The organism is Nocardia sp. NPDC003963, from assembly GCF_053605105.1.
The window spans coordinates 39,982-63,114 of the sequence record NZ_JBSGIP010000025.1 but is presented as its reverse complement, the minus strand read 5'-3'; the positions used below and the strand labels follow the sequence as shown (position 1 = coordinate 63,114).

The 23,133-nt window shown below is 67.6% G+C and carries 22 protein-coding genes; 13 read left to right on the top strand and 9 right to left on the bottom strand.

All coding sequences use genetic code 11. From position 1 onward, the window contains the following. Window positions 1-29: 29 nt before the first annotated feature. Window positions 30-2,333: an esterase-like activity of phytase family protein gene (locus tag ACWEWT_RS27550; RefSeq protein WP_452563213.1), complete on the top strand. Its 2,304-nt coding sequence runs from the start codon at window positions 30-32 to the stop codon at window positions 2,331-2,333. A 440-nt stretch (window positions 2,334-2,773) separates the two neighbouring features. On the opposite strand, the gene ACWEWT_RS27545 is transcribed toward ACWEWT_RS27550, so the two are convergent. Continuing rightward, window positions 2,774-3,277 (bottom strand): hypothetical protein, encoded by a 504-nt coding sequence (locus ACWEWT_RS27545; RefSeq protein ID WP_452563212.1) that lies wholly within the window; start codon window positions 3,275-3,277, stop codon window positions 2,774-2,776. 258 nt (window positions 3,278-3,535) lie between these two features. On the opposite strand from ACWEWT_RS27545, the gene ACWEWT_RS27540 reads away from it, so the two are divergent. The 5 genes from ACWEWT_RS27540 (at window position 3,536) to ACWEWT_RS27520 (ending at window position 7,520) form a co-directional block, all read left to right on the top strand. Further along, entirely contained in the window at window positions 3,536-4,861 is a 1,326-nt protein-coding gene (locus ACWEWT_RS27540; protein ID WP_452563211.1) for a helix-turn-helix domain-containing protein, read from the top strand. Window positions 4,862-4,864: 3 nt separating this feature from the next. After that, on the top strand, window positions 4,865-5,758 hold the full coding sequence (locus ACWEWT_RS27535; RefSeq protein ID WP_452563209.1) for a phosphotransferase family protein: 894 nt from the start codon (window positions 4,865-4,867) through the stop codon (window positions 5,756-5,758). Window positions 5,759-5,870: 112 nt separating this feature from the next. After that, the gene (locus tag ACWEWT_RS27530) at window positions 5,871-6,221 is read left to right on the top strand and encodes a hypothetical protein (protein ID WP_452563207.1); all 351 of its coding nucleotides are present in this window, start codon (window positions 5,871-5,873) and stop codon (window positions 6,219-6,221) included. A gap of 19 nt (window positions 6,222-6,240) precedes the next feature. Then, on the top strand, window positions 6,241-7,173 hold the full coding sequence (locus ACWEWT_RS27525; protein WP_452563206.1) for a ketopantoate reductase family protein: 933 nt from the start codon (window positions 6,241-6,243) through the stop codon (window positions 7,171-7,173). Further along, window positions 7,170-7,520 carry an ArsR/SmtB family transcription factor gene (locus tag ACWEWT_RS27520; RefSeq protein ID WP_452563204.1) on the top strand — a complete coding sequence of 117 codons (351 nt, stop codon included), beginning with the start codon at window positions 7,170-7,172 and terminating at the stop codon, window positions 7,518-7,520. The genes ACWEWT_RS27525 and ACWEWT_RS27520 overlap by 4 nt, the downstream gene beginning before the upstream one ends. 12 nt (window positions 7,521-7,532) lie before the next feature. Here ACWEWT_RS27520 and ACWEWT_RS27515 read toward each other — a convergent pair whose 3' ends face one another. Further along, on the bottom strand, window positions 7,533-8,180 hold the full coding sequence (locus tag ACWEWT_RS27515; RefSeq protein ID WP_452563202.1) for a DUF4272 domain-containing protein: 648 nt from the start codon (window positions 8,178-8,180) through the stop codon (window positions 7,533-7,535). A gap of 369 nt (window positions 8,181-8,549) precedes the next feature. Here ACWEWT_RS27515 and ACWEWT_RS27510 point away from each other — a divergent pair, with 369 nt between their 5' ends. The 5 genes from ACWEWT_RS27510 to ACWEWT_RS27490 all read left to right on the top strand — a co-directional run bounded on the left by ACWEWT_RS27510 (window position 8,550) and on the right by ACWEWT_RS27490 (window position 12,344). Further along, complete coding sequence (locus ACWEWT_RS27510; RefSeq protein ID WP_452563200.1) at window positions 8,550-9,014, top strand: NUDIX domain-containing protein; 465 nt, start codon at window positions 8,550-8,552, stop codon at window positions 9,012-9,014. A 170-nt stretch (window positions 9,015-9,184) separates the two neighbouring features. Continuing rightward, the gene (gene bla / locus ACWEWT_RS27505; RefSeq protein ID WP_452563199.1) at window positions 9,185-10,141 is read left to right on the top strand and encodes a class A beta-lactamase; all 957 of its coding nucleotides are present in this window, start codon (window positions 9,185-9,187) and stop codon (window positions 10,139-10,141) included. A gap of 103 nt (window positions 10,142-10,244) precedes the next feature. Further along, window positions 10,245-10,382 carry a hypothetical protein gene (locus ACWEWT_RS27500; protein WP_452563197.1) on the top strand — a complete coding sequence of 46 codons (138 nt, stop codon included), beginning with the start codon at window positions 10,245-10,247 and terminating at the stop codon, window positions 10,380-10,382. Between the two features lie 160 nt (window positions 10,383-10,542). After that, complete coding sequence (locus ACWEWT_RS27495; RefSeq protein ID WP_452563196.1) at window positions 10,543-10,935, top strand: VOC family protein; 393 nt, start codon at window positions 10,543-10,545, stop codon at window positions 10,933-10,935. Window positions 10,936-11,054: 119 nt separating this feature from the next. Next, window positions 11,055-12,344 (top strand): hypothetical protein, encoded by a 1,290-nt coding sequence (locus ACWEWT_RS27490; RefSeq protein WP_452563195.1) that lies wholly within the window; start codon window positions 11,055-11,057, stop codon window positions 12,342-12,344. 152 nt (window positions 12,345-12,496) lie between these two features. Here ACWEWT_RS27490 and ACWEWT_RS27485 read toward each other — a convergent pair whose 3' ends face one another. Then, window positions 12,497-13,189 carry an NAD(P)H oxidoreductase gene (locus tag ACWEWT_RS27485; RefSeq protein WP_452563194.1) on the bottom strand — a complete coding sequence of 231 codons (693 nt, stop codon included), beginning with the start codon at window positions 13,187-13,189 and terminating at the stop codon, window positions 12,497-12,499. 130 nt (window positions 13,190-13,319) lie between these two features. Here ACWEWT_RS27485 and ACWEWT_RS27480 point away from each other — a divergent pair, with 130 nt between their 5' ends. Then, entirely contained in the window at window positions 13,320-14,255 is a 936-nt protein-coding gene (locus tag ACWEWT_RS27480; protein ID WP_452563192.1) for an AraC family transcriptional regulator, read from the top strand. A 129-nt stretch (window positions 14,256-14,384) separates the two neighbouring features. Beyond that, the gene (locus tag ACWEWT_RS27475; RefSeq protein WP_452563190.1) at window positions 14,385-14,816 is read left to right on the top strand and encodes a hypothetical protein; all 432 of its coding nucleotides are present in this window, start codon (window positions 14,385-14,387) and stop codon (window positions 14,814-14,816) included. 327 nt (window positions 14,817-15,143) lie between these two features. Here the strand turns inward: ACWEWT_RS27475 and ACWEWT_RS27470 are convergent, their stop codons facing one another. From ACWEWT_RS27470 to ACWEWT_RS27445, 6 genes are all read right to left on the bottom strand, one after another. Then, window positions 15,144-15,386: a hypothetical protein gene (locus ACWEWT_RS27470; protein WP_452563188.1), complete on the bottom strand. Its 243-nt coding sequence runs from the start codon at window positions 15,384-15,386 to the stop codon at window positions 15,144-15,146. Between the two features lie 105 nt (window positions 15,387-15,491). Continuing rightward, complete coding sequence (locus tag ACWEWT_RS27465) at window positions 15,492-16,517, bottom strand: alpha/beta hydrolase (RefSeq protein ID WP_452563187.1); 1,026 nt, start codon at window positions 16,515-16,517, stop codon at window positions 15,492-15,494. A 206-nt stretch (window positions 16,518-16,723) separates the two neighbouring features. Next, window positions 16,724-18,700 (bottom strand): glycosyltransferase family 39 protein, encoded by a 1,977-nt coding sequence (locus tag ACWEWT_RS27460; RefSeq protein ID WP_452563185.1) that lies wholly within the window; start codon window positions 18,698-18,700, stop codon window positions 16,724-16,726. A 198-nt stretch (window positions 18,701-18,898) separates the two neighbouring features. Then, window positions 18,899-20,191 (bottom strand): glycosyltransferase, encoded by a 1,293-nt coding sequence (locus ACWEWT_RS27455; protein WP_452563183.1) that lies wholly within the window; start codon window positions 20,189-20,191, stop codon window positions 18,899-18,901. Window positions 20,192-20,243: 52 nt separating this feature from the next. Continuing rightward, window positions 20,244-21,707 carry a sensor histidine kinase gene (locus ACWEWT_RS27450; protein ID WP_452563248.1) on the bottom strand — a complete coding sequence of 488 codons (1,464 nt, stop codon included), beginning with the start codon at window positions 21,705-21,707 and terminating at the stop codon, window positions 20,244-20,246. 71 nt (window positions 21,708-21,778) lie between these two features. Continuing rightward, entirely contained in the window at window positions 21,779-22,489 is a 711-nt protein-coding gene (locus ACWEWT_RS27445) for a response regulator transcription factor (protein ID WP_452563181.1), read from the bottom strand. Window positions 22,490-23,133: the final 644 nt, after the last annotated feature.

Genomic DNA, 23,133 nt, shown 5'->3' with positions numbered 1-23,133 from the left:
TACGTGTCGGTGTGTGAAGCAGAGGATCTATGACGACGTCGAATCCGAGTCGGATGGTGGCCGTGGCCGCTGCCGTAGCGCTGTTGGCAGTCGGTTGCTCGAGTGATGAGCCCGGCGGGGACGGATCACCGATCGACTGGAACCCGCCGGCCGCGGCGAGCTACCACCGGCTGGCCACCTATCCGGTGTACACGAACCGGCCTGCCGGGGAACCGGTCGATACCGAGACCGTGGCCGAGATCTCCACCGTGACGCCGGACGGCAACACCCTCATCTACACCGATGCCACCGCCAGACGGATCGGGTTCCTGGATATCCGCGATCCGGCGACGCCGGCCGGACTGGGCACGCTGTCGCTGGCCGAACTCGGCCATGCCGACGATCAGCCGACCTCGGTGATCGCGCACGGTGAGTACGTGCTGGTTGTCGTCGATACGACCGGCGGCGATTTCACGAAACCGTCGGGTCGCCTCGATGTGGTGCGGGTCGGCGACCGCACCCGGGTGCACAGTATCGATCTGGGTGGTCAACCGGATTCGATCGCGATCAGCGCGGACGGGTCGTTCGCCGCGGTCGCGATGGAGAATCAGCGCGACGAGGAGTTCACCCCCGCCGGTGGCGAGGAGGGCGATCTGCCGCAGCCGCCGGCCGGTTTCGTCCAGCTCATCGACCTCGACGGGGCGCCGGCCCGGTGGCAGACGCGCAGGGTCGATTTCGATGTGGAAGCCGCGCGGGCCGCGGGCCTGGACACTCCCGAGGATCTCGAGCCCGAATATGTCTCCGTCAATTCCCGCGGCCAGGTCGCGGTGACGTTGCAGGAGAACAACGGGATCGCTGTGATCGACGGGAAGACGGGAGTGGTGTCGTCGATCTTCGACGCCGGGACCGTCGCGGTGGACGGAATCGATACCGCCGAGGACGGCACGCTGGATCAGACCGGTTCCATCCCGGAGACCCCGCGGGAGCCCGACGCGATCGGCTGGATCGGCGACGACCACCTGGCCACCGCCAACGAAGGTGACTGGAAGGGTGGCACCCGGGGCTGGTCGATCTTCGACGCCGCCACCGGTGCGGTGGTGTGGGATGCCGGGAACACATTCGAGCGGCTGGCGGTGCAGACCGGCCTGCACAACGAAGGCCGGGCCGAGGCGAAGGGCCCGGAACCCGAGGGCCTGGCGATTACCGCGATCGGCGGGCGCCCGACCGCGCTGGTCGCCTCCGAGCGCAGCAACTTCGTCGCGGTCTACGACCTCAGCGATGTCACCGACCCGAAATTCGTCCAGATGCTACCGACGACACCGGGGCCCGAAGGGATCGTGCCGGTCCCGCAGCGGGGTCTGCTGGTGGTCGCGTCGGAAACCGATGACGCCGAGGCCCGGGTGCGGGCCGCGGTCAATATCTACGGCTTCGGTGAGGCCTTCACCGAAGGCGGTGGCACCCCGGTATTCCCGTCCATCGTCTCGGCGGAAGCCGACGGCGCGCCGATCGGCTGGGGCGCGCTCGGTGCCCTGTCCGCCGACCCCGCCGACGAGAACCGGCTGTTCACCGCCACCGATATCGCCTACGGGCCGGCACGGGTCCTCGGCGTCGATACCTCGCGTAAGCCGGCTGTTATCGACGAGCAGATCCCGATCACCGAGAACGGTGCGCCGGTAACGCTCGACATCGAAGGTATCTCCGCCCGCCCCGAAGGCGGGTTCGTTCTGGCTGTCGAAGGCGAAGAGGGCACGGGGAACGAACTGGTGTTCGCCGGCGCCGACGGCGGCATCGAAGAGCGCGTCGCGTTGCCCGCGGATATCGCGGCCGGGCTGGGCGGTCAGGGACTCGAAGGCGTGGCCGTCGACGGTGACGCCGTCTGGGTGGTGTTACAGCGGGAACTGAAAGGTGATCCGAAGGGTGTCGCCCGGATCGGCCGCTACACGGACGGCCGGTGGGAGTGGTTCGGCTACCGGTTGGAGAACACCGACACCGAAGGGGACTGGATCGGTTTATCCGAAATCGTGGTCCACGACGGCGGATTGCTCGTCCTCGAACGCGATAAGCTCAACGGCCCGGCCGCCGCGTCGAAGGCGATCTACCGGGTCGAGATCCCCACCGGCGGTGGAGTGACCGAGGCGGGGAAGGCTCCCGAGGTCCTGCCGAAGAAGCAGGTCCGGGATCTGCTGCCGGATCTGCGGGCGACCAACGGTTTCGTGCAGGAGAAGGTCGAGGGCGTCACTGTCGGAGGTAACGGGAACCTGTACGTGGTCACCGATAACGACGGCCTGGACGACGCCAACGGCGAAACGGTGTTCCTGGACCTCGGCCCGGCCGGGACCGCCCTCGGCGGATGACTCGGCCCCTATCTCGCCGCCGGGCACGAAGCCCGTCGGCGAGGTCGGTCATCCCTCGAGGGTATACAGCCGGCCGCCGCGGGCGGCGCAGGATCGGACAGAGTCGACCACAAGGTAGTCCTCGTATCGGTGGGAACTCCGTAAGGCTGCGGTCACCTACCGTCCGGGAAGCAGGGTGAGCGTGCGGCGCACGACTTCGTCGACTACCGCAGGATCAGTGCCGGAAATCGCGAGTGCGGGACTGGTCCGGCTGAGCACACTGGTGGGTCCGTATTCGGCCTTCGGGGGTGCCCCTGCTGCGTTGCCGGAACCTGTGAGCGTGGGTGATCTGCCGCTCGGCCCACGCAATGGAACCGGCTACTCACGGTTTTCCGGCAGCGTGACCGCGAGTATCAGCACGACCAGCGGCAAGCCGATTGCGACGGCGAATCCCAGGGTGGTCACTGCTCGCGCCTCGGAGGGGTGGAAAGTGCGGACCACAGCGGGTACTCCTGCGCTCCGGTGATCAGGTCGGCTGCTGACGTGATCACCAGCCACGGTGTGCCGGGTTCGAGTGTGCCGAGGTGGGGGATTATCACCGCGTCGGCGAGATGTTCGAGGGCGTGCTGGACGGCGATGAGTGCGGCCAATACGGCTGGGGCATCGGTGTGCACCGTGTAGACGATTTTCAGCCGGTGGTTCCGTGTCAGTGCTTCATATGCTGCTGGGTCGTGGTCGCAGTTCAGCAGAGCAACCGCCCGCCTCGGCTTGTCCGGATCAGTCAACGTGTAACCCCTCCTGAAATAGATGTGGGGCATCCGGGGTCGGACGGTCGTCGCCCTCACTCGAAAACAACTGCTGACAGGCACATCGGCGTCGTCGTCATCGGGTCCGGTTCGAGCTGGGGCCCTGCCCCGGATGCCGCGTTGAGCGTCGCGGCGATCGGCCTGTTCCCCAATCTCCATATGAGATATCCCCAGCGGGGATTGCCTGTTCTCGGCAAACCGGTTGTGTTCGGTCCTATCGAACAGAACAGGGGCATTACGGTGAGCTGAAACAGTTTTCCGCCCAATCGAAAGCGTCGATTCATGGGAGAACGACAGCAGTGCCGCTCCTGCGGGAACGGGACCGCGATCGAGACTGCCGCGAACTTGTGCGCGGGATGTGCGCGCGCGGCGGGGTTCCGCCGCCCCTTGCCTGTCGGCCTTTTCACCAGCCGGACGATGATGGCCGCGTTGGCCGAGCACAACTTCGGCGCCGTTTTCGCCGCGATCCGCGATTGCACCGGTATGTCACAAACCCAACTTGCGGCACTGGTCGGGTTGAGCCAGGCACGGGTGTCAGAGGTAGAGGCCGGGACACGGCGGTTGACCGGAGCCAAACTGGCCGCGCGCATCTCGACAGTCTTCGCTGTCCCCGCGCAACTGCTCGGCTTCCATGTGGAGACCACCGACCCAGCGATCGGTAGCCTGGCTTGCGAGGAGGTGGACTGGGTGAACCGCAGAGACTTCGTCACCCTGGCAACCGCTGCCGCACTCGGATCACATCTGCACCCGGAACTCGAACGACTGGCTCGCATCCTGCCCGGTCGGCTGGACCCCGTCACCAGACCCCGTATCGGCGACGCCGATATAGGCGCGATCGAAGCCATCAGCGACGGATTCCGTCGCTGGGATCTGGCCCACGGCGGAGGACTGTGCCGCAGCGCCGCACTCAGCCAGCTACACCAGGTCGCCGCACTCGACGACGCGGTATGCACCCCGAATGTCCGAGCTCGGCTGCAACTCGCCACCGCCGAGCTGGCGAGTATGGCCGGTTGGCTCGCCTACGACGTCGAGGACCACAACGCCGCCCGTCGCCTGTGGACATATGCCCTCCACACCGCTCAACGCGCCGACGACAATCCCCGATCCACCGACCTCATGGTTGTCATCCTGCTAGATATGACCCACCAGGCCCTGCACCTGGGTCGACCGAAAGACGCACTCGCTTTCTGTCGGCTGGCCGCAGCCACCTCCACCAGTCGCCGTAATCCGGTATCGCCCATCACCGCCGGGTATATCCACACGGTCACCGCGTGGTGCTGGGCCGCGCTCGGCGAACCCGAACCGACTCAGCGCGCGCTGGCTGATTCCCAAGCCAGCTATGCGGCGGCGAGCATCAATACGGCCCCACCCTGGGCGTGGGTCGTCACCAGGGCGGAAATGGCTGCTCAACACGGCCATGCGCGTTATCTGCTGTCGTTCACACACCCGGAATTCGCCGAGTCTGCGGCTGCTCAACTGACTGTTGCGGCAGAGGGGCATCCGGCCGAGCATGAGCGTAGCCGTGCCGTGGTGCTACCTACTCTGGCCGTCGCACTGTTTCGAGCCGGTGACATCGACTCGGCGGTGCGGATCGGGCAGGATGCCGTCACTGCGGTCACCGCGTTGTCCTCGCAGCGCTGCTATGCCCGTCTGCGCGACTTGGATACTGTTGCCGCCGGATACCGTTCCACTCCGGAAGTCTCGGCGCTCCTCGCCGATATCACCGTCGCCTTGGCAGTGTGAGTCATGGCGGCGGACAGCGCGCTACCCGGCCGCTCTGAACTTGAAAAAGCCTGCCGTGCATATGGGCTGGATTCCAGCACCGCGCACCTTCTGCATCGGCGATCGAACGCTGTATGGCTGGTCGACGATGTGGTTGTCCGCCTAGCCCCGGACACCCCCCTACGCCGCACTCGCGCCGCAACCAGCGTCGCCGTCACTCGCTGGCTGGCATCCACGGCGGCGGAGCCGATCGCGCTGAATCCACTGGCCGGCGAACAGCCGATGCCGACCGGCAGCGCGGTGGCGACATTCTGGCCGTATCGGCCCTCGACCACCCATCCTGCTGTCGGTGACATCGGGAACCTTGTTCGCCTCCTCCACGAGCAACCGGAACCCCCCTTCCGGCTCCCTGAGTACCGCCCACTGCGACGGCTGCGCGAGGCACTCCAGGTAGATGCCGCGCGAGCGCACCCGATATTGAGCGATCAGGACCGTGACTGGCTCCGCAATCGAGCCGACGATCTGATCGCGGCGTTCGAGACGACCCGGTTCCCGCTCGGCCGAGGGGTGGTCCACGCCGATGTACACGAGGAGAATGTCGTGCTCGACAACGGCGACTGGGTGCTCATCGACTGGGACAACGCTTGTTACGGCCCCCGCGAACTCGACCTGGTCGGCACCCTGCCCGACCACTTCCACACTCCACACGCCGACCGCGTCGCGTTCGTCCGGACATACGGCTACGACCTGCTCGAATGGTCCGGCTGGACACTACTGCGGGATATCACCGAGTACCACACGCTCGGCTCCTACATCCGCATCGCGGCCGACACACCTCGAGCCGCGCACGAACTCCGTCGCCGAGTCGAGTCACTGCGCACCGGCGACCGCGACGTCGTCTGGCGGACGGTCAGTTGAACTGTCGTCGCCGGAGATCGCTACGGCGGGAAGTCGAGCAGACCCGCCGACTCCGGACGTAGCTGTCCTGAGACAGCTTGTTTTCCGGGGGACATCCGGGTCCCGACGACGAATGGGCCGCGATCTCCTGGTTCCTTCGAATGCTGTTGGCACGCAGAAGTTCTCGTTCGCGATCGAACTCAGGTTGCCGAGATCTGCGTCGTACCTGGTCACCGTGAGGGTCCCGAGCGTGTGCATCGTGCTGTCGCAGGTCGTCGTTGCAATGTGTTTCAGCCTGCGGGGGAGGTTCCGCACAGAATCACCGGCAGGCCGCTGTCCCGGCGGAGGAGAGCGTGCCGAGCCGGATTCCGGTCGCCTTCGCGAGCGCTTCCGGGGTGTGGGCACCGACCAGGCCGGCGATGGCGCAGGCGATATCGCCGACCGCTCCGGTATGGAGACGAGCCTGAAGTATTCTTCCATTTAAATATTTGGATGGAGTGGGAATGCGGATCCTTGTAGTGGGCGATGGTGCGCTCGGGCAAGTTTTCGGACTGCGGCTCGGGCTCGGTGGGGCGGCCGTGCACTATCTGGTCAAGCCCGGACGGGCCGGTTGGGACGGTGCCGGGCGCACGCTGTATCGGCTGCGTAAGTTCCGTGGACCGGTCGCCGAGCGACTGCGTCCCGAGGGCGTGCATGCCGAAACCCCGGATGGGCCTTGGGACATGGTCTGGTTGTGCGTGTCCTCGACCGCGCTGCGCGGGTCGTGGGTGTCCGGCTTGCGGGACGCCGTCGGAGACGCGACCGTGGTCACCATCGGGCAGGATCTGCACGATCGGGCCGTGCTGGAGAAGGTATGGCCGGCCGGGAGAATCGTGCAGGTGGTGCCGTCCCTCTTCGCGTACTCCGCGCCGTTGACCGACGAGGTGCCGGCACCGGGGATCGCGTACTGGGTGCCGCCCGGTTCGGCATTGACCGAGCTCGGTGACCCGGCTCGAGCGGGGGCGGTGGCGACCGCACTGCGCGCCGGCGGCCTGCCTACCCGCCGTTCCACCCGGGCAGGTACCGGGGAGCATATCGCCGCGCTGATGGTGCCCTGTATCGCCGCGCTGGAGGCGGCGGGCTGGTCGCTACCCGCCCTGCTCTCCGACATAGGACCGGCGGTCGAGGCCGGGTCGGAAGCCTCGGCGGTGGTCGCCGCGCAAACCGGGGGCCGCCGGATCCGCGCGCCGAAGTGGGTGGCCCGGTCGGTGCTTCGGCTGATGAGGGTGCTGCCCCCGTTCGACCTGGACCGCTACCTGGAAGCTCATTTCACCAAGGTGGCCGATCAGACCAGGCTGATGCTCGACGGCTGGATCGCCGAAGGTGAAATCCGGGCATTGCCGGTGACGCGTCTGCGTGAGCTGCGGAACCGTCTCTCGGCCGGGGAGACGGCGTGACTCCCACGGGCGAAAGCGTGCTGGGCACATTCACCGAATGCCAGCCACTGTTCACCGCGCTCGGCGACGACCGGCGGCAGGCGATCATCGCCCTGCTGCTGAAAGCGGGCGGGGAGGCCAGCGTGGGAGAGATCGCCGTGCAGCTCGGTCTCTCCCAGCCGGCCATCTCGCATCATCTGAAAATTCTGCGGGCGGCACGACTGCTCACCGTCGAACGGCGCGGCACCCTCCGGTTCTACATGCTCAACGATGCCGAACTGACCGATCTCCTGGCCCCGTTGCGCGAACTGGTGGACCAGATCACCTCCTGCGCCGACCGGTCCGGCACTCATCGGTGTCCGAGGTAGATCCGCGCGGGACTACTCTTCGTCGGCATCCCATTCCGACTCACCGGCGCAGGCGATCCAATGCAACGCGTGGAATCGTTCCGCCGTGAGCATGGGATCCAGGTCGCCGAGTATTTCTCCGGTTTGCTCGTAGATATCCTCCATGAAGTGATTCAGGAAGAAGTAGTAGTGCAGTTCCGCGAGTATCTCCGGGCCGGGGCGCAGGCCGGCCTCGCGGATGAACGGCTGCAAAGGCCGGCCCAGCGCCGGTAGATGATCGGCGACCAGTGAACCGTCCATTCTTGCGCTGGGATCGACGAGACTCGGAACTCTTCCCGAGGCCCAGAGCAGGACATACAGGGATTCGGCTCGCCAGGTCAGCAGGTTCGACTGCATAGCTGCCTGCTGCCACAGCATCTGTTCTTCGGGCAGTTCGGTCAGTGCGAAGACCCATTTCTCTCGCTCGGTCAATTCCTCGAGGAAATCTTCCGCTCGCAGCCATTCCGAGATCTCTCTCGGATCCGGATGGAAGATGACACCGAGCAGCGCGTGCAGGGCGAGGGTACGTCTGGCCAACTCACCGGGTTCGCGGAGCCGGATGGGGAGGATCTCCGCTATCTCGGGTAGGGAATCCACTTCCAGTCCGTGCTGTTTCAAGCGGTCCTGTGTCGATACGGTCATCGAATACCTTTCCATCGCACTGTGTGTCAGCGAGACCGCGGCGGAACCCTTCGGGTGGAGGGCTGGGCGATCTGGTCTTCGAAGGTGCGGTTCACCCTTTACGGTGCGCAGCGCCGATCTCGCCCCAGCTACGAAATCCACTGTCGCTCAAATCTTTTCCTATACCTATGATCGTCCACGGTCGAGCCGTCAGTTTTTCGCGCCCAGGTTCGTGATGCAAACGGCGGGAATCCGGGAGATCGGATGGGTACCGGCTGTGAAACACCTCTCTCACCGCCGCCGAAGCGGGTCGCGGGGGCGTTACCGTGTACGCCGACCTGCCACGCGACCCCAGCCGCCCGCTGCGGAAACTTTCGGAACGAGGAATCCATGTCGGGATATGTGTTCGATACCAAGCACGACCGCTACCCGGTTGCGGCCCATATCTTCCTTCTGGAGCACGGCCGAATCCTGTTGTCGCGGCGGGCCGGTCGCGGGTACGCCGACGGGCGGCTCGGGTTGCCGGCCGCCCACGTCGACCGCGGTCAGGCTCTTACCGTGTCGGTGGTCCGTGAGGTGGCCGAGGAACTGGGGATCGCCCTTGCCGCGGCCGATCTGCGCCCGAGCGGCACCATGTTCCGCTGGGCCGGGGAACCTCGGGTCGATATCTTCTTCGCCGCGGAGTCGTGGCAGGGCACCCCGGAGATCCGCGACCCGCGTAAGTGCAGCGAACTCGTCTGGGCCGACCCGGACGATCTGCCCGCAGACACGCTCGATTTCGTGGCGACCGCGTGGGCGGATGCGAGAGAAGGCCGGATGTTGCGGGAATTCGGCTTCGCGTCGGTCCCGATGTGAAACGTGGCCGACATGCTGCGCCGTACCGACGGCCGGCCGCCGGATGTGGTCGGCAGTACCTGTTGCGATACATTCGAATCCGCCGCGACCTGCGGCGATATCGATTCCGACCCGTCCGCGGCGGAGTTGCGTATTGGCCTCGCCGCAGGGTGTGGTGCTGTGCTGCCGGGGTGAAATTCTCCGCACTCGTTCAGTTCGTCTCGTTCGATCGCCGCCGGCTCGCGGCCGCCGCACTGGCGGTGTCCGCGCTCTCGGTGGCCACCGCATGCGAGGCCGGCCCCGGCACTACTGTCGCGACCGCGCCTGCGAGCACAACCGGCCAGGATGCGACGACACAGCAGTTCGCCGACCTGGAAGCGGCACACGGTGCGCGGCTGGGGATCTTCGCGGTCGATACCGCCGACGGCCGCAGCGTCGCCTACCGTGACGGTGAACGGTTTCCGATGGCTTCCACGTTCAAGGGCCTCGCGTGCGGTGCCCTGCTGCACGAGCATCCGCTGTCCTCGGGGTTCTTCGACCGGGTGATCCGGTATCCGCGCACCGATCTCGTCGAGAACTCGCCGGTCACCGAGCAGCATGTCGATACCGGGATGACGGTGGCCGCCCTGTGCGATGCCGCGATCACGGTGTCCGACAACACGGCCGGTAACCAGATTCTGAAACTGCTCGACGGACCCGCGGGCTTCACCGCGTTCCTCCGCACCCTCGGCGACGACACCTCCCGGCTGGACCGCTGGGAAACCGAGCTGAATACCGCGATCCCCGGCGACGAACGCGACACGACCACGCCCGCGGCATTGGCCGCCGACTATCGCGCACTCGTCGTGGGCGACAGTCTCGCCGAACCCGAACGCGCGCAATTGTCCGCGTGGCTCGTGGCCAGCGCGACCGGCGGCAACCGCATCCGAGCGGGGCTGCCCGCCGACTGGAAGGTCGGCAACAAAACCGGGTCCCCGGCGTACGGTTCCGCCCTCGACGTCGCCGTGGCCTGGCCGCCGGGACGGGCCCCGCTCGTCATCGCGGTGCTCACCACGAAATCCGAGCAGGATGCCGAACCGGCCAATGATCTCGTGGCCGCCGCCACCCGTGCCGCGGTGGAAGCGCTCGGGACCCGATCGGCCGGCTGAGCGCTCGCGGCGTTCGGAGCCTTCGCCGTTGACAACATCGATCTCGGCTGCGCCAGTACTGTGTGCTCAGTCGATCCACGACACATCGAAAGGTGAGTTGACAATGAATTCGGGTTCCGCAGAAGCATTGGAAGGTATTCGCCAGGGCTACCTCAACGGCGACCCCGTCGCCACTGCCCTCTTCATTCCGCTGTTCTTCATCGCCGGCGCGTTCGCGCTCCTGCAGGGGCAACCGTTCTGAACGCACTACAGCAGCGGTAGCCGAGAACATCTGAGGTGAGCGCGGGCACCGTGTCTCGCGGAGCAACACGTGGGGCACGGTTCGGCACCGCCGGTGGGCCCGTGCTCGGAGGAGACAAATCTCCAAGTCGATGAGCGACGTCGCCACTGATACTGCGTGTATGAGCATCGAGCAGATCACACCGAAACTGATCGTCGAGGGAGCCGACAAGGCGATCCGCTACTACAGCGAAGCATTCGGCGCCGCTCTCCAACAGCGGCACGAGGCCGCCGGTCGGGTGGTATTCGCGGCGCTCGGGCTTCCCGGTGGAGCCGTATTCGAGCTGAAGGATGCCGACGAGGTCGATCAGGATCCACTGCGACTCGGTGGTCGCGGGCTGCTTCTCACCGTGGTGTCGGCGGATCCCGACGGCCTCGCCCGGCGGATGGTGGATGCCGGGGGCGAGATCGTGTTCGAGGTGGCGGATCAGTCGTACGGCGTGCGGCAGGGTCGGGTGCGTGACCCGTTCGGTCACGAGTGGATCATCGGTACGCCGATACCCACCGAAGGGTGAACAACCCGGCGGGCCGGGTCGTATGCGGGCCGGTCTTCTTCCGGCCCGCCGTGCCGTCATGACCGGCCGCGGTCGAAAGTCACGTACCGGACGACTCGACCGGTGGACAAGGACAAGATGTGGGACACAGTGGGGTGGGATGCCCGAGCCCGGTTCGCCGAGTCGCCCTGATCGGCTCGGCGCTGATCGTGGCAACCCTGATCGGCGGATGCGGGATCTTCGGCCGGGCCGAGAACGATCCGCCCGTCGCGCGCGATCCGGATGTTCTCGTATCGATCGATGAGTCCCCGGGGTTCCTGAATCCGGAGCGGGCGGGCAGCAGGCGCCTGCCCTTCTTCGAGTTACGAAGGGACGGAACCGTTTTCACCACGGTGCGTGAGGGCGCCGAGGAGAGTGAATTCGGCGTCTATCGGGCGCAGCTCACCACCGAGGGCGTCGAGCAGGTGCGCGCGTGGTTCAGCGACCTCGCCTTCGACGACGCTCGCTACCCGGACAACTCGACTACGGATCAGCCCACGACATCGGTCTACGCGAACTTCGACGGTCCGGTCGGGGTATCGGTCTACGGTCTGGACACCGAGTCCGGCCCCCGCTCCGGCGATGCCGACCTCCGCATGCTGGAGGACGTGATCGATCGGTTGCGCGAACTGCCCGACGACGAGGAGCTCACGGTGCTGCGGCGCGAACCGTATACGCCGGCCACGCTCGATATCGCCTTCCAACCGGCGGTTCCGGAAGGCGGCGAAGGGCTGTCCGCGCCGGCGCGATGGCCGCTGGCTACCCCGCTCACCCGCCGCGACCTGGGCGTCGGCGGCTACGGTGCGGTTCTGTGCGCCACGCTCGACGGAGCCGAAGCCGCTACGATCGCGGAACTCGTCGCCGGAGACGAGCGCTACCGGCAACCGCACTGGTCGACCGGGGCGGCAGCTCGATCCGGGCAGCCCACATCCGTGTTCGTGACGGTGAACGCGGTACTTCCCGGCCGAGCGGGTTGCCGTGCGGTGAAACCCGATCCGGCAGCTCTGAACCACGTTGTCGTCGAACCATTGCAGGAGGTGGCGATCGCCGATCCGGCAGTATGGGACGGCAGGTACCCGGCCGACCGGTTCACGATCGCCGACCGCCTGGAACTCTATGCCGCGGTGCCGATTCTGGTGCGGGAGCTCGAGGCCGTGTCGGACGCGGAGGATACGCGCCGCGAGGACGAGCGGCCCGTACTCCGCGTGCCGACCGGGTCCGACCTCACGTGGTACGACTACCGATTCGTTGCCGCCGAGGTGGGTGGGGCGCGCTGCATCGATCTCGAAGCCCGCTATGCGGGTGTGGAACCCGATCGATGGGAGCCGCCGATCTGGCGCGCCCGCGTCGATCTCACCGCCGAGGTGGTCACCGAACTCGATCTGGACTGATGTCTCCTGCGGCGGAGCCGGACGATCTCCGCGGCGAGCTCACGTGGGCAGCACATGCGGGGGTATCGCTCGGTCTACGGCATAGACGATGCGGAGAGCGGGGCGGCCGGGGCACCCGGTACTGCGGTGACCCGGCCGGAATCTGCTCGCGATCAGGCCGGGACCCGCTCGGCGGCGAGGAAATCGTCGACGAAGCCCAGTGCCCGATTCTCCAGGTCCGCGTAGTGGGCGTCGCGGATCGCGCCGGTGAGGGCCTCGTCGAGCAGTAGATTGCCGGCGTCGTCCAACCGCTGCCGCTTCTCCTCCGCGCCGGGCAACAGCCCCACCGACGACTGCGCGAAGCCGCAGTAGTAGGCGATACCGTCGTCGAGTTGCGTGCTGAGTGCCTGCTGCATGAGCTCGACAGCCACATCGTCGTCCGCCGCGCCGGCCAGGCCGAGCCACAGGATCCGCTTACCCGCGAGGCGGGGTGTGCTGCGGCCGTAGGCGAATCCGTAGTTCCACACCCGATCGATCCAGCCCTTCAGGATCGCGGGGACCTGCATCCAGTACACCGGGAACACCGGGACGATCACATCGGCCGCGAGGACGCGCCGCATATGGTTCTCGGTCTCGGGGGAGTAGGTCTTCTCCCGGTTCCCCCATTCCGGCAGGTCGGCGGCGGTCATCCGGGGGTCGAAGTTCTCGGCGTGCAGATCGAGCAGGTCGATGCGGTAACCGGCCGCGGTGAGCCGGCGGGCGGCCAGCCCGGCGATATGGGCGGTGAGCGAGTCGCGGCGCGGGTGGGCGACGACGATGAGGGCGGTGCGGGTGGTCGTGGCATCGTCGGTCGTGGGGTGCGACACGGGGTCCTCCATCTCGATCCGGCTCTCCGGATACTCGGTTGTGCGGTCTGATCTCATTCCACACGGCATCAGGTGGACGATCTATGGGCAAAGATCTACATCTGATAGGAGTTCGTCTACCCTCGATGGAGTGGATCCATTGAGCACCCTGCTGAGCGGTATCCGGGCCGAGGGCGCCGTACTCACCAACGCGGTCCTGGAAGCTCCGTGGAGTATCCGGTTCGCCGACCGCGCGCCGCTCACCATGATCACCGTGCTGCGCGGCGGGGGCACCCTGCTGCTGCCCGGTGGGATCGAGCGCCGGATCGTCGCCGGTGACACCGCGATCGTGCGCGGTCCGGAACCGTTTCTCATCGCCGACCACGCGGATACGGTCGGCCTGACCCACGAACAGTACGAGATCGCCTGTTTCGCGCCGGACGTGAAATGCGATGCCGCGCTGGACGACGGCCACTGGGGTGACGACCTGGACGGGGAGACCGCGCTGATCGTCGGCGCCTACCGGGCGTCGGGGCGGCGCCACGAACGCCTGCTGCGCGCGGTGCCGCCTGTTCTGGTGGTATCCGACGATGTGGAGGTGTGCGCGTGGATGGAGTCGGTGGCCATGGACGCGGCGCGGCGGCCGGCGGGCGCGCAGGCGCTGCTGGACCGGCTGCTCGACTGGGCGCTGGTGTGCACGCTGCGTGATTGGTTCGACGGTCAGGACATGGGCGCGCCGGGCTGGTATCGCGGGCCGGCCGATCCGGTGGTGGGGCCGGCCCTGGAGGCCATGCACGGTAAACCCGCCGCCGGGTGGACGGTCGCGTCGCTGGCTTCCGAGGCGGGGGTTTCGCGGGCGCTGTTCGCGCGACGGTTCTCCGAGGTCATGGGACAGTCACCGCTGGCGTATCTCACCGAATGCCGGATGGACGAGGCGGAGGAACTGCTCGCCGATCGCAATCTCACGGTGGCACAGGTGGCGAAAGCGGTGGGTTATGCGGACGCGTTCGGGTTCAGTGCGGCGTTCAAACGATATCGGGGCGTCCGTCCGAGCGATTTTCGGACGACGGCCGAGCTCGGAGCATGAGCTGAACTCCGCGGTGCCGACACCGTCGGACCGGTGGGCGGCGACCGCGCGGCGAGGAGGCGGTCGGCATGCCCCGGCCGAGTGTGAGAGGCTCGGATCGTTCCGATCGAAGATCACGAAAGGTTCGATATGCACACCGATATCCGACGTTTCGGCTTCGCCGCGGTCCTGAGCGCCGTGGGCGTGGCGACAGCGTACGCGGCACCGGGTGCGGGAGCGGCCGTGACCGGGGTGGATATCGCCGCTGGGCCGGACGGGCTGCGTACCGGATGCGCCTACACGGTGACGGCGACGGTCGACGCGCCGCCGTCCGAGGCCGGTGAGGTCACCATCATCAACAGCGGTGGTTCGGTTCCGGGTAACGGAGAGCGGTTGGGCCAGGCTGTCTACCACCCGGAGAACGGGACGGCGACCTTCGAATGGACGCCGAAATACACCGGGCACCAGAACATCACCGCCCAGCAGTTCACGCCGGGGCAGTACACGTCGGCGAAGTACATCGAAGTCGATGTGCCGGGGCAGGGACTGAACGCCGGCAGTTCGTGCGTGCCGCTCCCATAGACATCCGGGGGCGCTCCGACAGTTGCGCGGGCGGGGTCTCGTCGCAGAGTTGCCGTTACCCTCCCGATACGGTGTGCTCTGCTGAGCATCGGTATCGGGAGGATCGGACAGTGGCCGCATCGGCAACGGAAATCTCCAGCGAGTACGAACCCGTGGCCTTCGACGGCAAGGTGTATGTCGGGAACCTGCGTCTCTTCTGAGCCGCCGAATCGGCCGCCGTCCCGCGAGCTCCGGTAGTGCGGACGCAGTCGAGAAACGGATCGGGATACCGGCCGGCCCGGCGACGGCCCGAACCGCGCCGCGCCCGCGATCGGGCGACCGGTGCCCTCACCAGCGGAACTGCTCGGGATGCTTTTCCGCCTCGGACCGAAGTCTGTGCAGCTGAGTCGCGAAGAATTCGGTGTGCCCGCAGTCGAGGCAGCTGACGGCCGACAGCCCGGAAAGCGCGTTCGCCCACACCACGCGCCCGGCCGGGTGCAGCCCGACCTGACCCGCGAGCTGGAGATTGCCGACCCGACGCCCGCCGCAGAGTTCGCATGCGGGCAGTCCTCGTGGCTGTGGTGGCGTCATACATCCCACACCTACCAGATCCACGTGGCCGGCCCGCGCGGGTTGCGGAGCCGCGGTGACGGAGCGGTGCGGGCCGCGCCGTCACCGGCTCGGAGCGGCGCGGGTCTAGCCGGTGCCGATCGACTGTGCCAGGAACGGCCAGGAGGTACGCAGATCGTCCTCCCAGTAGCCCCAGGAGTGGGTGCCGACCGGCCGATCGTCCAGCGTCACCGGGATGTTCAGCTCGCGCAGCCGGTCGGTCAGGTTCACTGTGCAGTACCGGATGGCCGCTTCGATCGGGCCGCCGAAAGCGAGCTGCACCGGAAGCGGGATCCGGCCCTCCTGGACCCGGCGATCGAACGGGGTGTCGTGCGGGGCCGCCGGAATACCGCTGCCCGTGCTCAGATAGACCTCGGTGCCGCGCAGCCCTTCCGCGTTGACCAGCGGATCGTTGGCGCGCCACAGCGGCGCGTCCGCCGGGCCCCACATGTTCTCGACGCTCTGTCCGCCACCCCACAGTTCCACAGTGAGCCGGACGAATTCGTGCCCGACCGGGTCCGAGGTCTGGGCACAGCCGCTGTAGGAGGCCACACTCTTCCAGAAACCGGGTTTCGCGATGGCCAGGTTCAGCACGGAGGTGCCGCTCATCGAGACACCGGCCAGGGCTCGGTCGCTGTTCGCGCCCAGGAACTGTTCGATCACGGGCGGTAATTCCTCGTTGAGGAAGGTCTGCCATTTGTTGCGGCCCAGCACTGCATCATCCCGGATCCAGTCCGTGTAATAGGAGTTGCTGCCGCCGTACGGGGTCACGACATTGACGTCTTTGCCGCTCAGGAAGCTGAAGGCGTCGGTCTGTACATCCCAGCCGCTCTCGTTCGGGCCGCCGCCCGAACCGTTGAGCAGATACAGGGTCGGCCGCGGCCGGGAGGTATCGGCGGCGCGGACGACCTGGATCGGGATGGGCCGGTTCATGGCGGGGGAGAAGACCGTGACGGTCTGCTGCCGGTCGTTCACGTTCTCCGCGGAGACCACGTGTGCCGCCTCCGGTGCCGCGGCGGCGGGACTCGCGCTGCCCGCCAACCCGGCGGCGGCCAGCACGCCCGCCAGCCCCCAGCGCAGTGCGCTCGTACATGTCCATCGGCGTGCACTCACAATGGCGACCTCTCGTGTACTCGTCGTGGGCCACGGCCGGACGGCCGCGGCACCGGGAACGGCATCGGGAGGTGGTTCGGGTGGGTCCGGTGTCCGGTTTGGTCGGCTGCCGGATTTTTCCGGAGACCCGGCGCAGCCGCGGCGGGTATGTCCGGGTGTGCCGAGCGCGTGCGCGGTCGGGCGGCCCGGCAACCGCCCGGCCGGTGTTATCTCGCGGCGGTGAGGTCGTACAGGGTGATTTCGCCGATATCGGTGCCGGTGAAATTCTCCTTCACCCAGGCGGTGATCTTCGCGCCCTCGGTGTCCGCGGAGGACGCCCGTCTGCCACCGAAGCCTCCGGCCAGGAAATAGTGGATCGCACCGTCGGCGACATACTGCTGGAATCGTTCGAGTGTCGGCGACGGGTCACCACCGGTGTAGCCACCGATCGCCATGATCTGCCCGTCGCCGGCCAACTGGTAGGTCCCCTGCTGCATCGCCCCCACGGTGGCCGCGGTCCACGTGTAGGATCCGGCGTCGCGGTCCAGCAGTGCGGTGACCGCGGGGTCGGCGGTCATGGCGGCACCGGGCGGTCCCGCGCCGCCTCCGGCCGGGCTTCCGCCCGGCCCGCCTCCGCCGCCGGGCCCCGCCGGGCCGAAACCGCCCGGCGGACCGGGCATGCCACGATCGATCTGCGGGCCCGCCAGCGGCATCGAACCGGTATGCGGAGTACGAACGGTTTCCACCGTGTAGGCGACCGGCCCGGCCAGCCCGGTGCCGAATACGGCGACCAACGCCACCGCCGCCGTTTCCCGGCGGGATCCGGCGGCCAGGGCGGCCACCGCGACGACCGCGGCGCCGGCGATCGACCAGCGCAGCCACGGCACGAAGTCCGGGGTGCGGGCGAGAACTGTCCAGGCCGCGCCGGCGGTCGCCGCCACGGTCGCGATCAGGGACAGGCGAACCCACCAGCGGTCACGGTGCGGCCACAGCATGGAGAGGGCGGCAGCGATCATGCCGGCCAGCGCGGGAGCCAGTGCCACGGTGTAGTACTCGTGGAATATCCCGTTCATGAAACTGAAGACGAGCGCGGTGACCAGGCCCCACACACCGAACAGGACCAGTACGGCCCGCCGCGGTTCGGCGCGCCGCGATCGCCCGCACAGGACGAGCGCGGCGATCCACAGGATCAGGGCGGCCGGGACGAACCAGGAGATCTGGCCGCCGACGGCGGTACCGAACAGCCGGCCGACCCCGCTGTCGGCGAACGGGCCGCGGCCACCGTGCATTCCGGGGGGCGGACCGCTGAACCCGCCGGGTGGGCCGCCGGGGCCGGGGCCGTGCCCACCCTCGAGCCGGTCGAGTCCGTTGTACCCCAGGGTGAGTTCGATGATCGAGTTGTGCTGTGATCCACCGAAATACGGACGGTCTCCGGCGGGCCACAACTGAGCGGTCAGCAGCCACCAGCCCGCGCCCGCCACCATGGCCGCGCCCGCGGCGAACAACTGGGCGATCCGTTTGCCGAGCGCGGGCGGCCCGGCGAGGAGGTAGGTGAGCGCCAGCGCGGGGAGTACGAGCAGGACCTGCAACTGTTTGGCGAGAAATCCCAGGCCGACGAACAGACCGCACCACAGCAGCCAGCGCAGGCGGCCGTCGCCGAGGGCCCGGCTCATCGCCCAGACCGCGGCCAGCATCAGGAACACCAGCAGTGCGTCGGGGTTGTCGAACCGGAACATCAGCGCCGCCACCGGCGTCAGCGCCAGCAGCAGACCGGCCAGCAGCCCCGCCGCCGGACCGGAATACCGCCGGACCGTCGCCCACAGCAGCGCCACCGAAGCGACACCCAGCAGAACCTGCGGTACCAGCATGCTCCAACTGTTCATACCGAATATCCGGACCGACAGCTCCATCGGCCACAGCGACGCCGGTGTCTTGTCGACGGTGATGGCGTTCGCGGCGTCGAGCGAACCGAAGAAGAACGCCTTCCACGACGTCGCCCCCGCCTCGACCGCGGCGGCGTAGAACGGATTGGCCCAGCCGTTCGCCGACAGATTCCACAGATAGGTGGCGGCGGTCCCGAGCAACAGCAGTGCCAGGCCTGCCCACTGCCATCGATCACGCGGACGGGAAGGATCGGCCCCGTCCCGCCGCGGGCCGGTTCTCACCCCGGACCCCGGGTCCGGCGCAGTTACGGTATCGGTCATGCGGATACCCTGGCCGAAGATCATCCGCGCATCCTGGATCGCAGCTGGGAACTGCCTGTGAATCGGCGCCATCGGGAGGCCGGTCGCGGCGCGGGGCCGGATGGAGCACCCGCGCGGTCCGCCGATCCCGCTCGGTGAGGTCGGCGCCGCCCGGCGCAGTGGGCAGAACGAGATGGGCGGTCGGCGGCGCGACGACGGTTACCGACGGGCGCCGACCGGCTCGGATGCGGAAGCGGGCTCGGATGCGGAAGCGGGCGATCCCACTGCGCGCGCTGCGGGCCGAGGCCGGAACACGAGCCGCAGACCGACGAACCGGGCGAGAGTGGCGACCATGTTTGCGCCGACGAGAACCAGTAGTTGCAGATGGATCGACGCCCCCGGCGCCCAGCGGTGCAGGGCGAACAGAGAGCCACTGGTGACCAGGAGTCCGAAGCCGAAGATCAGCAGGCCCTGGATGTGCTGGGAGACAGCCCGGGACGAGCCGCGTACGCCGAAGGTGAAGGCCCGGTTGACGGCGGTATTGGCGATCGCGGTGATGAGCAGCGCCGCGAAGTTCGCTGTCTGCGCACCGGTCAACGGCTGGAGCAGCAGGTACAGGATCATATAGGCGAGAGTGGAGGCCACTCCGACGATGCCGAACCGGACGACCTGTCCGACCATGCCGACCGGCACACCCTCGACCAGCGGCTCGCGTCCGACGGCGTGCCGGAGTTCGTCGAGCGGCAGCGACCGAGTGGCCAGGGCCCGGCCCAGCCGCCAGATCCCCAGCAGGTCTTTACGCGCGGTGTCGAGGATATCGACCCGGCTGTCGGGGTCGTCGATCCAATCGACGGGCACCTCGTGGATGCGCAGGCCCGCGCGTTCGGCGAGAACGAGAAGTTCGGTGTCGAAGAACCATTCGCCGTCCTGTACCAGTGGCAGCAGCCGGCGGGCGATATCGGCGCGTATCGCCTTGAAACCACATTGGGCATCGGAGAATCCGGCCTGTAGCGCGGCCTTGAGGACGAGGTTGTAGCCGCGGGAGATGAATTCCCGTTTCGGCCCGCGTACGACCCGGGACGCCGCCGACAGCCGGGTGCCGACAGCGAGATCGGAATGACCCGAGACCAGGGGAGCGACCAGGGGTAGCAGCGCGTTGAGATCGGTCGACAGATCGACATCCATATAGGCGACCACCTGGGCGTCGGATCGTTCCCAGACCGCCCGCAGGGCCCGGCCCCGGCCTTTTGCCCGAAGATGCACTACGGCGGTATCACTGAGTTCGGCGGCCAGCTGCCGAGCCACTTCGAGTGTGGTGTCGGTGGAGGCATTGTCGGCGATGATGATCCGGGCAGGGAACGGAAATCCGTTGTGCAGGAATTCGTGGAGTTCGCGCACCCGGATACCGAGATCTGTTTCCTCGTTGTATACGGGTACGACCACATCGAGAACCGGGGCGGCGCACCGTTCACCCGGTCCGGTCGCCGCTGCCACCACGGAGATCTCGCTCATACTGTCGACTCTCGGTGACCGAGCTCCGGTATCCCTGGGACAGAGCTGGCAGTTACCTGGCAGTGTGGCCGGTGCCCCGGTCGGACCGTTCGCGGGGCAGCGCCACCGAGAAGGTGGCTCCGCCGCCGGGGGTTTCGTGTACCCCGACGCGGCCGCCGTGGGCCACGACCAGAGCCTGCACGATCGACAGACCCAGGCCGGATCCGCCGCTCGCGCGGTTGCGGGAACTGTCGACGCGGTAGAAGCGCTCGAACACCCGGTCGGCATCCTCGCTCGACAGGCCCGGCCCGGTATCGACGATATCGACGTGCACCTCGTCGCCGGCCGCGGACAACCGCACAGTGACCGGCGTGCCGGGCGGTGTGTGCCGGACGGCGTTGGCGACCAGGTTCATCAGTATCTGGTGCAGCCGGGCCGCGTCACCGAGCACGATCGACGCTCCGGCGCCGCCGTCCACGTCGAGCCGGATCCGGCGGTCGGGTTCGTCGGGCGCCGCCTTGTGCTGCACAGCCACCGCGGCCGCGTTGTGCACCACCTCGGCGGCCACCGCGAGCATATCCACCGGTACCCGGTCCAGTGGCCGGTCGCTGTCGAGCCGGGCGAGCATCAACAGGTCCTCGACCATGAGACCCATTCGCTGCGCCTCGGTTTCGACCCGGGCCAGCAGCGCGCCGGCATCGGTGCTCGCGCCCTGCCGGTACAGTTCGGCGAAACCTCGGATGGTGGTCAGCGGGGTGCGCAATTCGTGACCGGCGTCCGCGACGAATCGGCGCATCTTCGCTTCGGAACGGCGCGCGTGCTCTTCGGAGGCTTCGGTGGCGCCGACCGCCAGCTGGATCTGGGACAGCATGACGTTCAGCGACTGGGCGAGATGGTCGACTTCGGTATCGACGCCGCGCACCGGTACGCGGCGGTGCAGATCGCCCGCGGCGATGGCGGCGGCGGTCTGTTCGACCGTGTGCAGTGGCCGCAGGCTGCGCCGGACGACCAGATAGCCGAGAACGGCGAGGATCAGCAGCGCGACGGCTCCGGTGAGTACCTCGATGAGGACGAGACCGGCCACGGTGCGCTGGTTCTCCTGTAGCGGAAGCCCGATGGTCACCGTTCCGTACTCGTTGGTCGTCGTCAGCACCCGCCACTGCACCGCCGTGCCGTCGCTCGAATCCACGGTGACCGGCCCCGGGTCGCCGGTGGTCGCCGGTGTCGAGGCGGATCCGTCCACCGAACCCGGGATTTCGAAGAACACCGCACCGTCGGGGTTGCGGCGGAGTTCGTAGAAGCGGCGCGGCTGTTCACCCGAGGACGGGGGTGGCGGTACCACCGGATCGGATAATCCCGCGGGTACCCAGGTGGTACCGCCGTCGCGGGTGCTGATCTGTTTCATCCGCCGCGGTTCGGCCCAGCCGTGCGCGGCGTCCTGGAGTTGTTCGTCGACCCGGTCGGTCAGCGACCGTGCCATCGCCGAGGTGAGCACCGCGCCGGAGGCCAGCAGGACGAAACCGGTCAGCCCGGTCATGGCCAGTACCAGCGCTATGCGCAACGGTACGGCGGATACAGCGCGGGCCAGTGCCTCGCGCGGGCCCTGCCTCACCGGTCCTGTTTCGGTGGTCGCAGCACGTATCCGACACCACGCAGGGTGTGGATCAATTTGGGTTCGCCGCTATCGATCTTGCGCCGCAGATACGACACATAGGACTCCACGACCCCGGATTCACCGCCGAAATCGTATCGCCAGACATGCGCGAGGATCATCGGCTTGCTGAGTACCTTGCCCGCGTTCAGCATGAGATAGCGCAGCAGGGTGAACTCGGTCGGGGACAACGCGACCGGTTGCCCGCCCTTCCACACCTCGTGGCTGTCCTCGTCCAGTTCGATATCGGCCACTTCCAGCCGGGTGGTGGTCGCCGGGGAGACCGGTCCGGTGCGGCGCAGGATCACCCGCAGCCGGGCGATCACCTCCTCGAGACTGAACGGCTTGGTCACGTAGTCGTCGGCCCCCAGTCGCAAACCGGTCAGTTTCGCCTCGATGTGATCCTTCGCGGTCAGGAACAGCACCGGAACGAACACCTCGTCGGCACGCAGGTGTCGCAGCACCTCGAAACCGTCCATACCGGGCATCATCACGTCCAGGATCAGCGCATCGGGCCGGAAATCCCGGGCGGCGGCGAGTCCCGCGGCGCCGCTGGTCGCCGTGGCCACCTCGAACCCCTGGAAACGCAGACTCGTGGCGAGGAGTTCGGTGATCATGGGCTCGTCGTCGACGACCAGCACCCGGGCGTCCGGTGTATCGCTGTGCATATCGGTCAGGCTGCCCGCACAGGTATCGGCCCACCTCGAGAAAACCTGGGTGTCTGCTGTGTATCCGGGGCATCCGGTACTCCGGGACGTTCGGCGATCACCCCGGTGAACCGGTCGTGTGGTGCGTGCGGCGGTCGGGGTCCTCACAGTTGCGGCTCGTATGTGCAGCGAACTGCCAGCGGCGCCCCGGGAGATTGCCAGGTGGGCGGGGCACCGTGGGTTCGGAAGTACACGAGACGGAAAGGACGCCCCATTGTTCCCCGCTGTTTTCGACGCCGTACACGCCGCGCTGCCCTTCTGGCAGCCGGGACCGCCCATTGTTCCGCTCCCCGGGTGGTTCCACTGAGTAGATAGGAGACACAGGGATACGGAAAACCGAAGACGGGTTACGGAAGCGGTTGCCGGGCTGTGCCGGCAGCCGCTTCCGGCGTCCGGGGTGACGAACGCCCGTGTGGGTGGGGCCTGCCGGCCGGGTGGTTCCGTCCCTACGGGCTGCGGGATCGCCGCGGCTCCGGCGGCCGCCCACGTATCGCGCCGGTGACACCGGTACCCGATTCACAGCGTATTGACAGCGTCTTTGCACGTTCTTTGACAGTTGGTGATCTGTACTTGATCTGTTCGCCCCGGCGTGGGCGACCGTTCGA

Coding starts and splice junctions, on each gene's coding strand:
- ACWEWT_RS27550 (WP_452563213.1), top strand. CDS start 30: ATGACGACGTCGAATCCGAGTCGGATGGTGGCCGTGGCCGCTGCCGTA.
- ACWEWT_RS27545 (WP_452563212.1), bottom strand. CDS start 3,277: ATGGAGATTGGGGAACAGGCCGATCGCCGCGACGCTCAACGCGGCATC.
- ACWEWT_RS27540 (WP_452563211.1), top strand. CDS start 3,536: ATGATGGCCGCGTTGGCCGAGCACAACTTCGGCGCCGTTTTCGCCGCG.
- ACWEWT_RS27535 (WP_452563209.1), top strand. CDS start 4,865: ATGGCGGCGGACAGCGCGCTACCCGGCCGCTCTGAACTTGAAAAAGCC.
- ACWEWT_RS27530 (WP_452563207.1), top strand. CDS start 5,871: ATGGGCCGCGATCTCCTGGTTCCTTCGAATGCTGTTGGCACGCAGAAG.
- ACWEWT_RS27525 (WP_452563206.1), top strand. CDS start 6,241: ATGCGGATCCTTGTAGTGGGCGATGGTGCGCTCGGGCAAGTTTTCGGA.
- ACWEWT_RS27515 (WP_452563202.1), bottom strand. CDS start 8,180: ATGACCGTATCGACACAGGACCGCTTGAAACAGCACGGACTGGAAGTG.
- ACWEWT_RS27510 (WP_452563200.1), top strand. CDS start 8,550: ATGTCGGGATATGTGTTCGATACCAAGCACGACCGCTACCCGGTTGCG.
- ACWEWT_RS27500 (WP_452563197.1), top strand. CDS start 10,245: ATGAATTCGGGTTCCGCAGAAGCATTGGAAGGTATTCGCCAGGGCTAC.
- ACWEWT_RS27495 (WP_452563196.1), top strand. CDS start 10,543: ATGAGCATCGAGCAGATCACACCGAAACTGATCGTCGAGGGAGCCGAC.
- ACWEWT_RS27475 (WP_452563190.1), top strand. CDS start 14,385: ATGCACACCGATATCCGACGTTTCGGCTTCGCCGCGGTCCTGAGCGCC.
- ACWEWT_RS27470 (WP_452563188.1), bottom strand. CDS start 15,386: ATGACGCCACCACAGCCACGAGGACTGCCCGCATGCGAACTCTGCGGC.
- ACWEWT_RS27460 (WP_452563185.1), bottom strand. CDS start 18,700: ATGACCGATACCGTAACTGCGCCGGACCCGGGGTCCGGGGTGAGAACC.
- ACWEWT_RS27455 (WP_452563183.1), bottom strand. CDS start 20,191: ATGAGCGAGATCTCCGTGGTGGCAGCGGCGACCGGACCGGGTGAACGG.
- ACWEWT_RS27450 (WP_452563248.1), bottom strand. CDS start 21,707: ATGACCGGGCTGACCGGTTTCGTCCTGCTGGCCTCCGGCGCGGTGCTC.
- ACWEWT_RS27445 (WP_452563181.1), bottom strand. CDS start 22,489: ATGCACAGCGATACACCGGACGCCCGGGTGCTGGTCGTCGACGACGAG.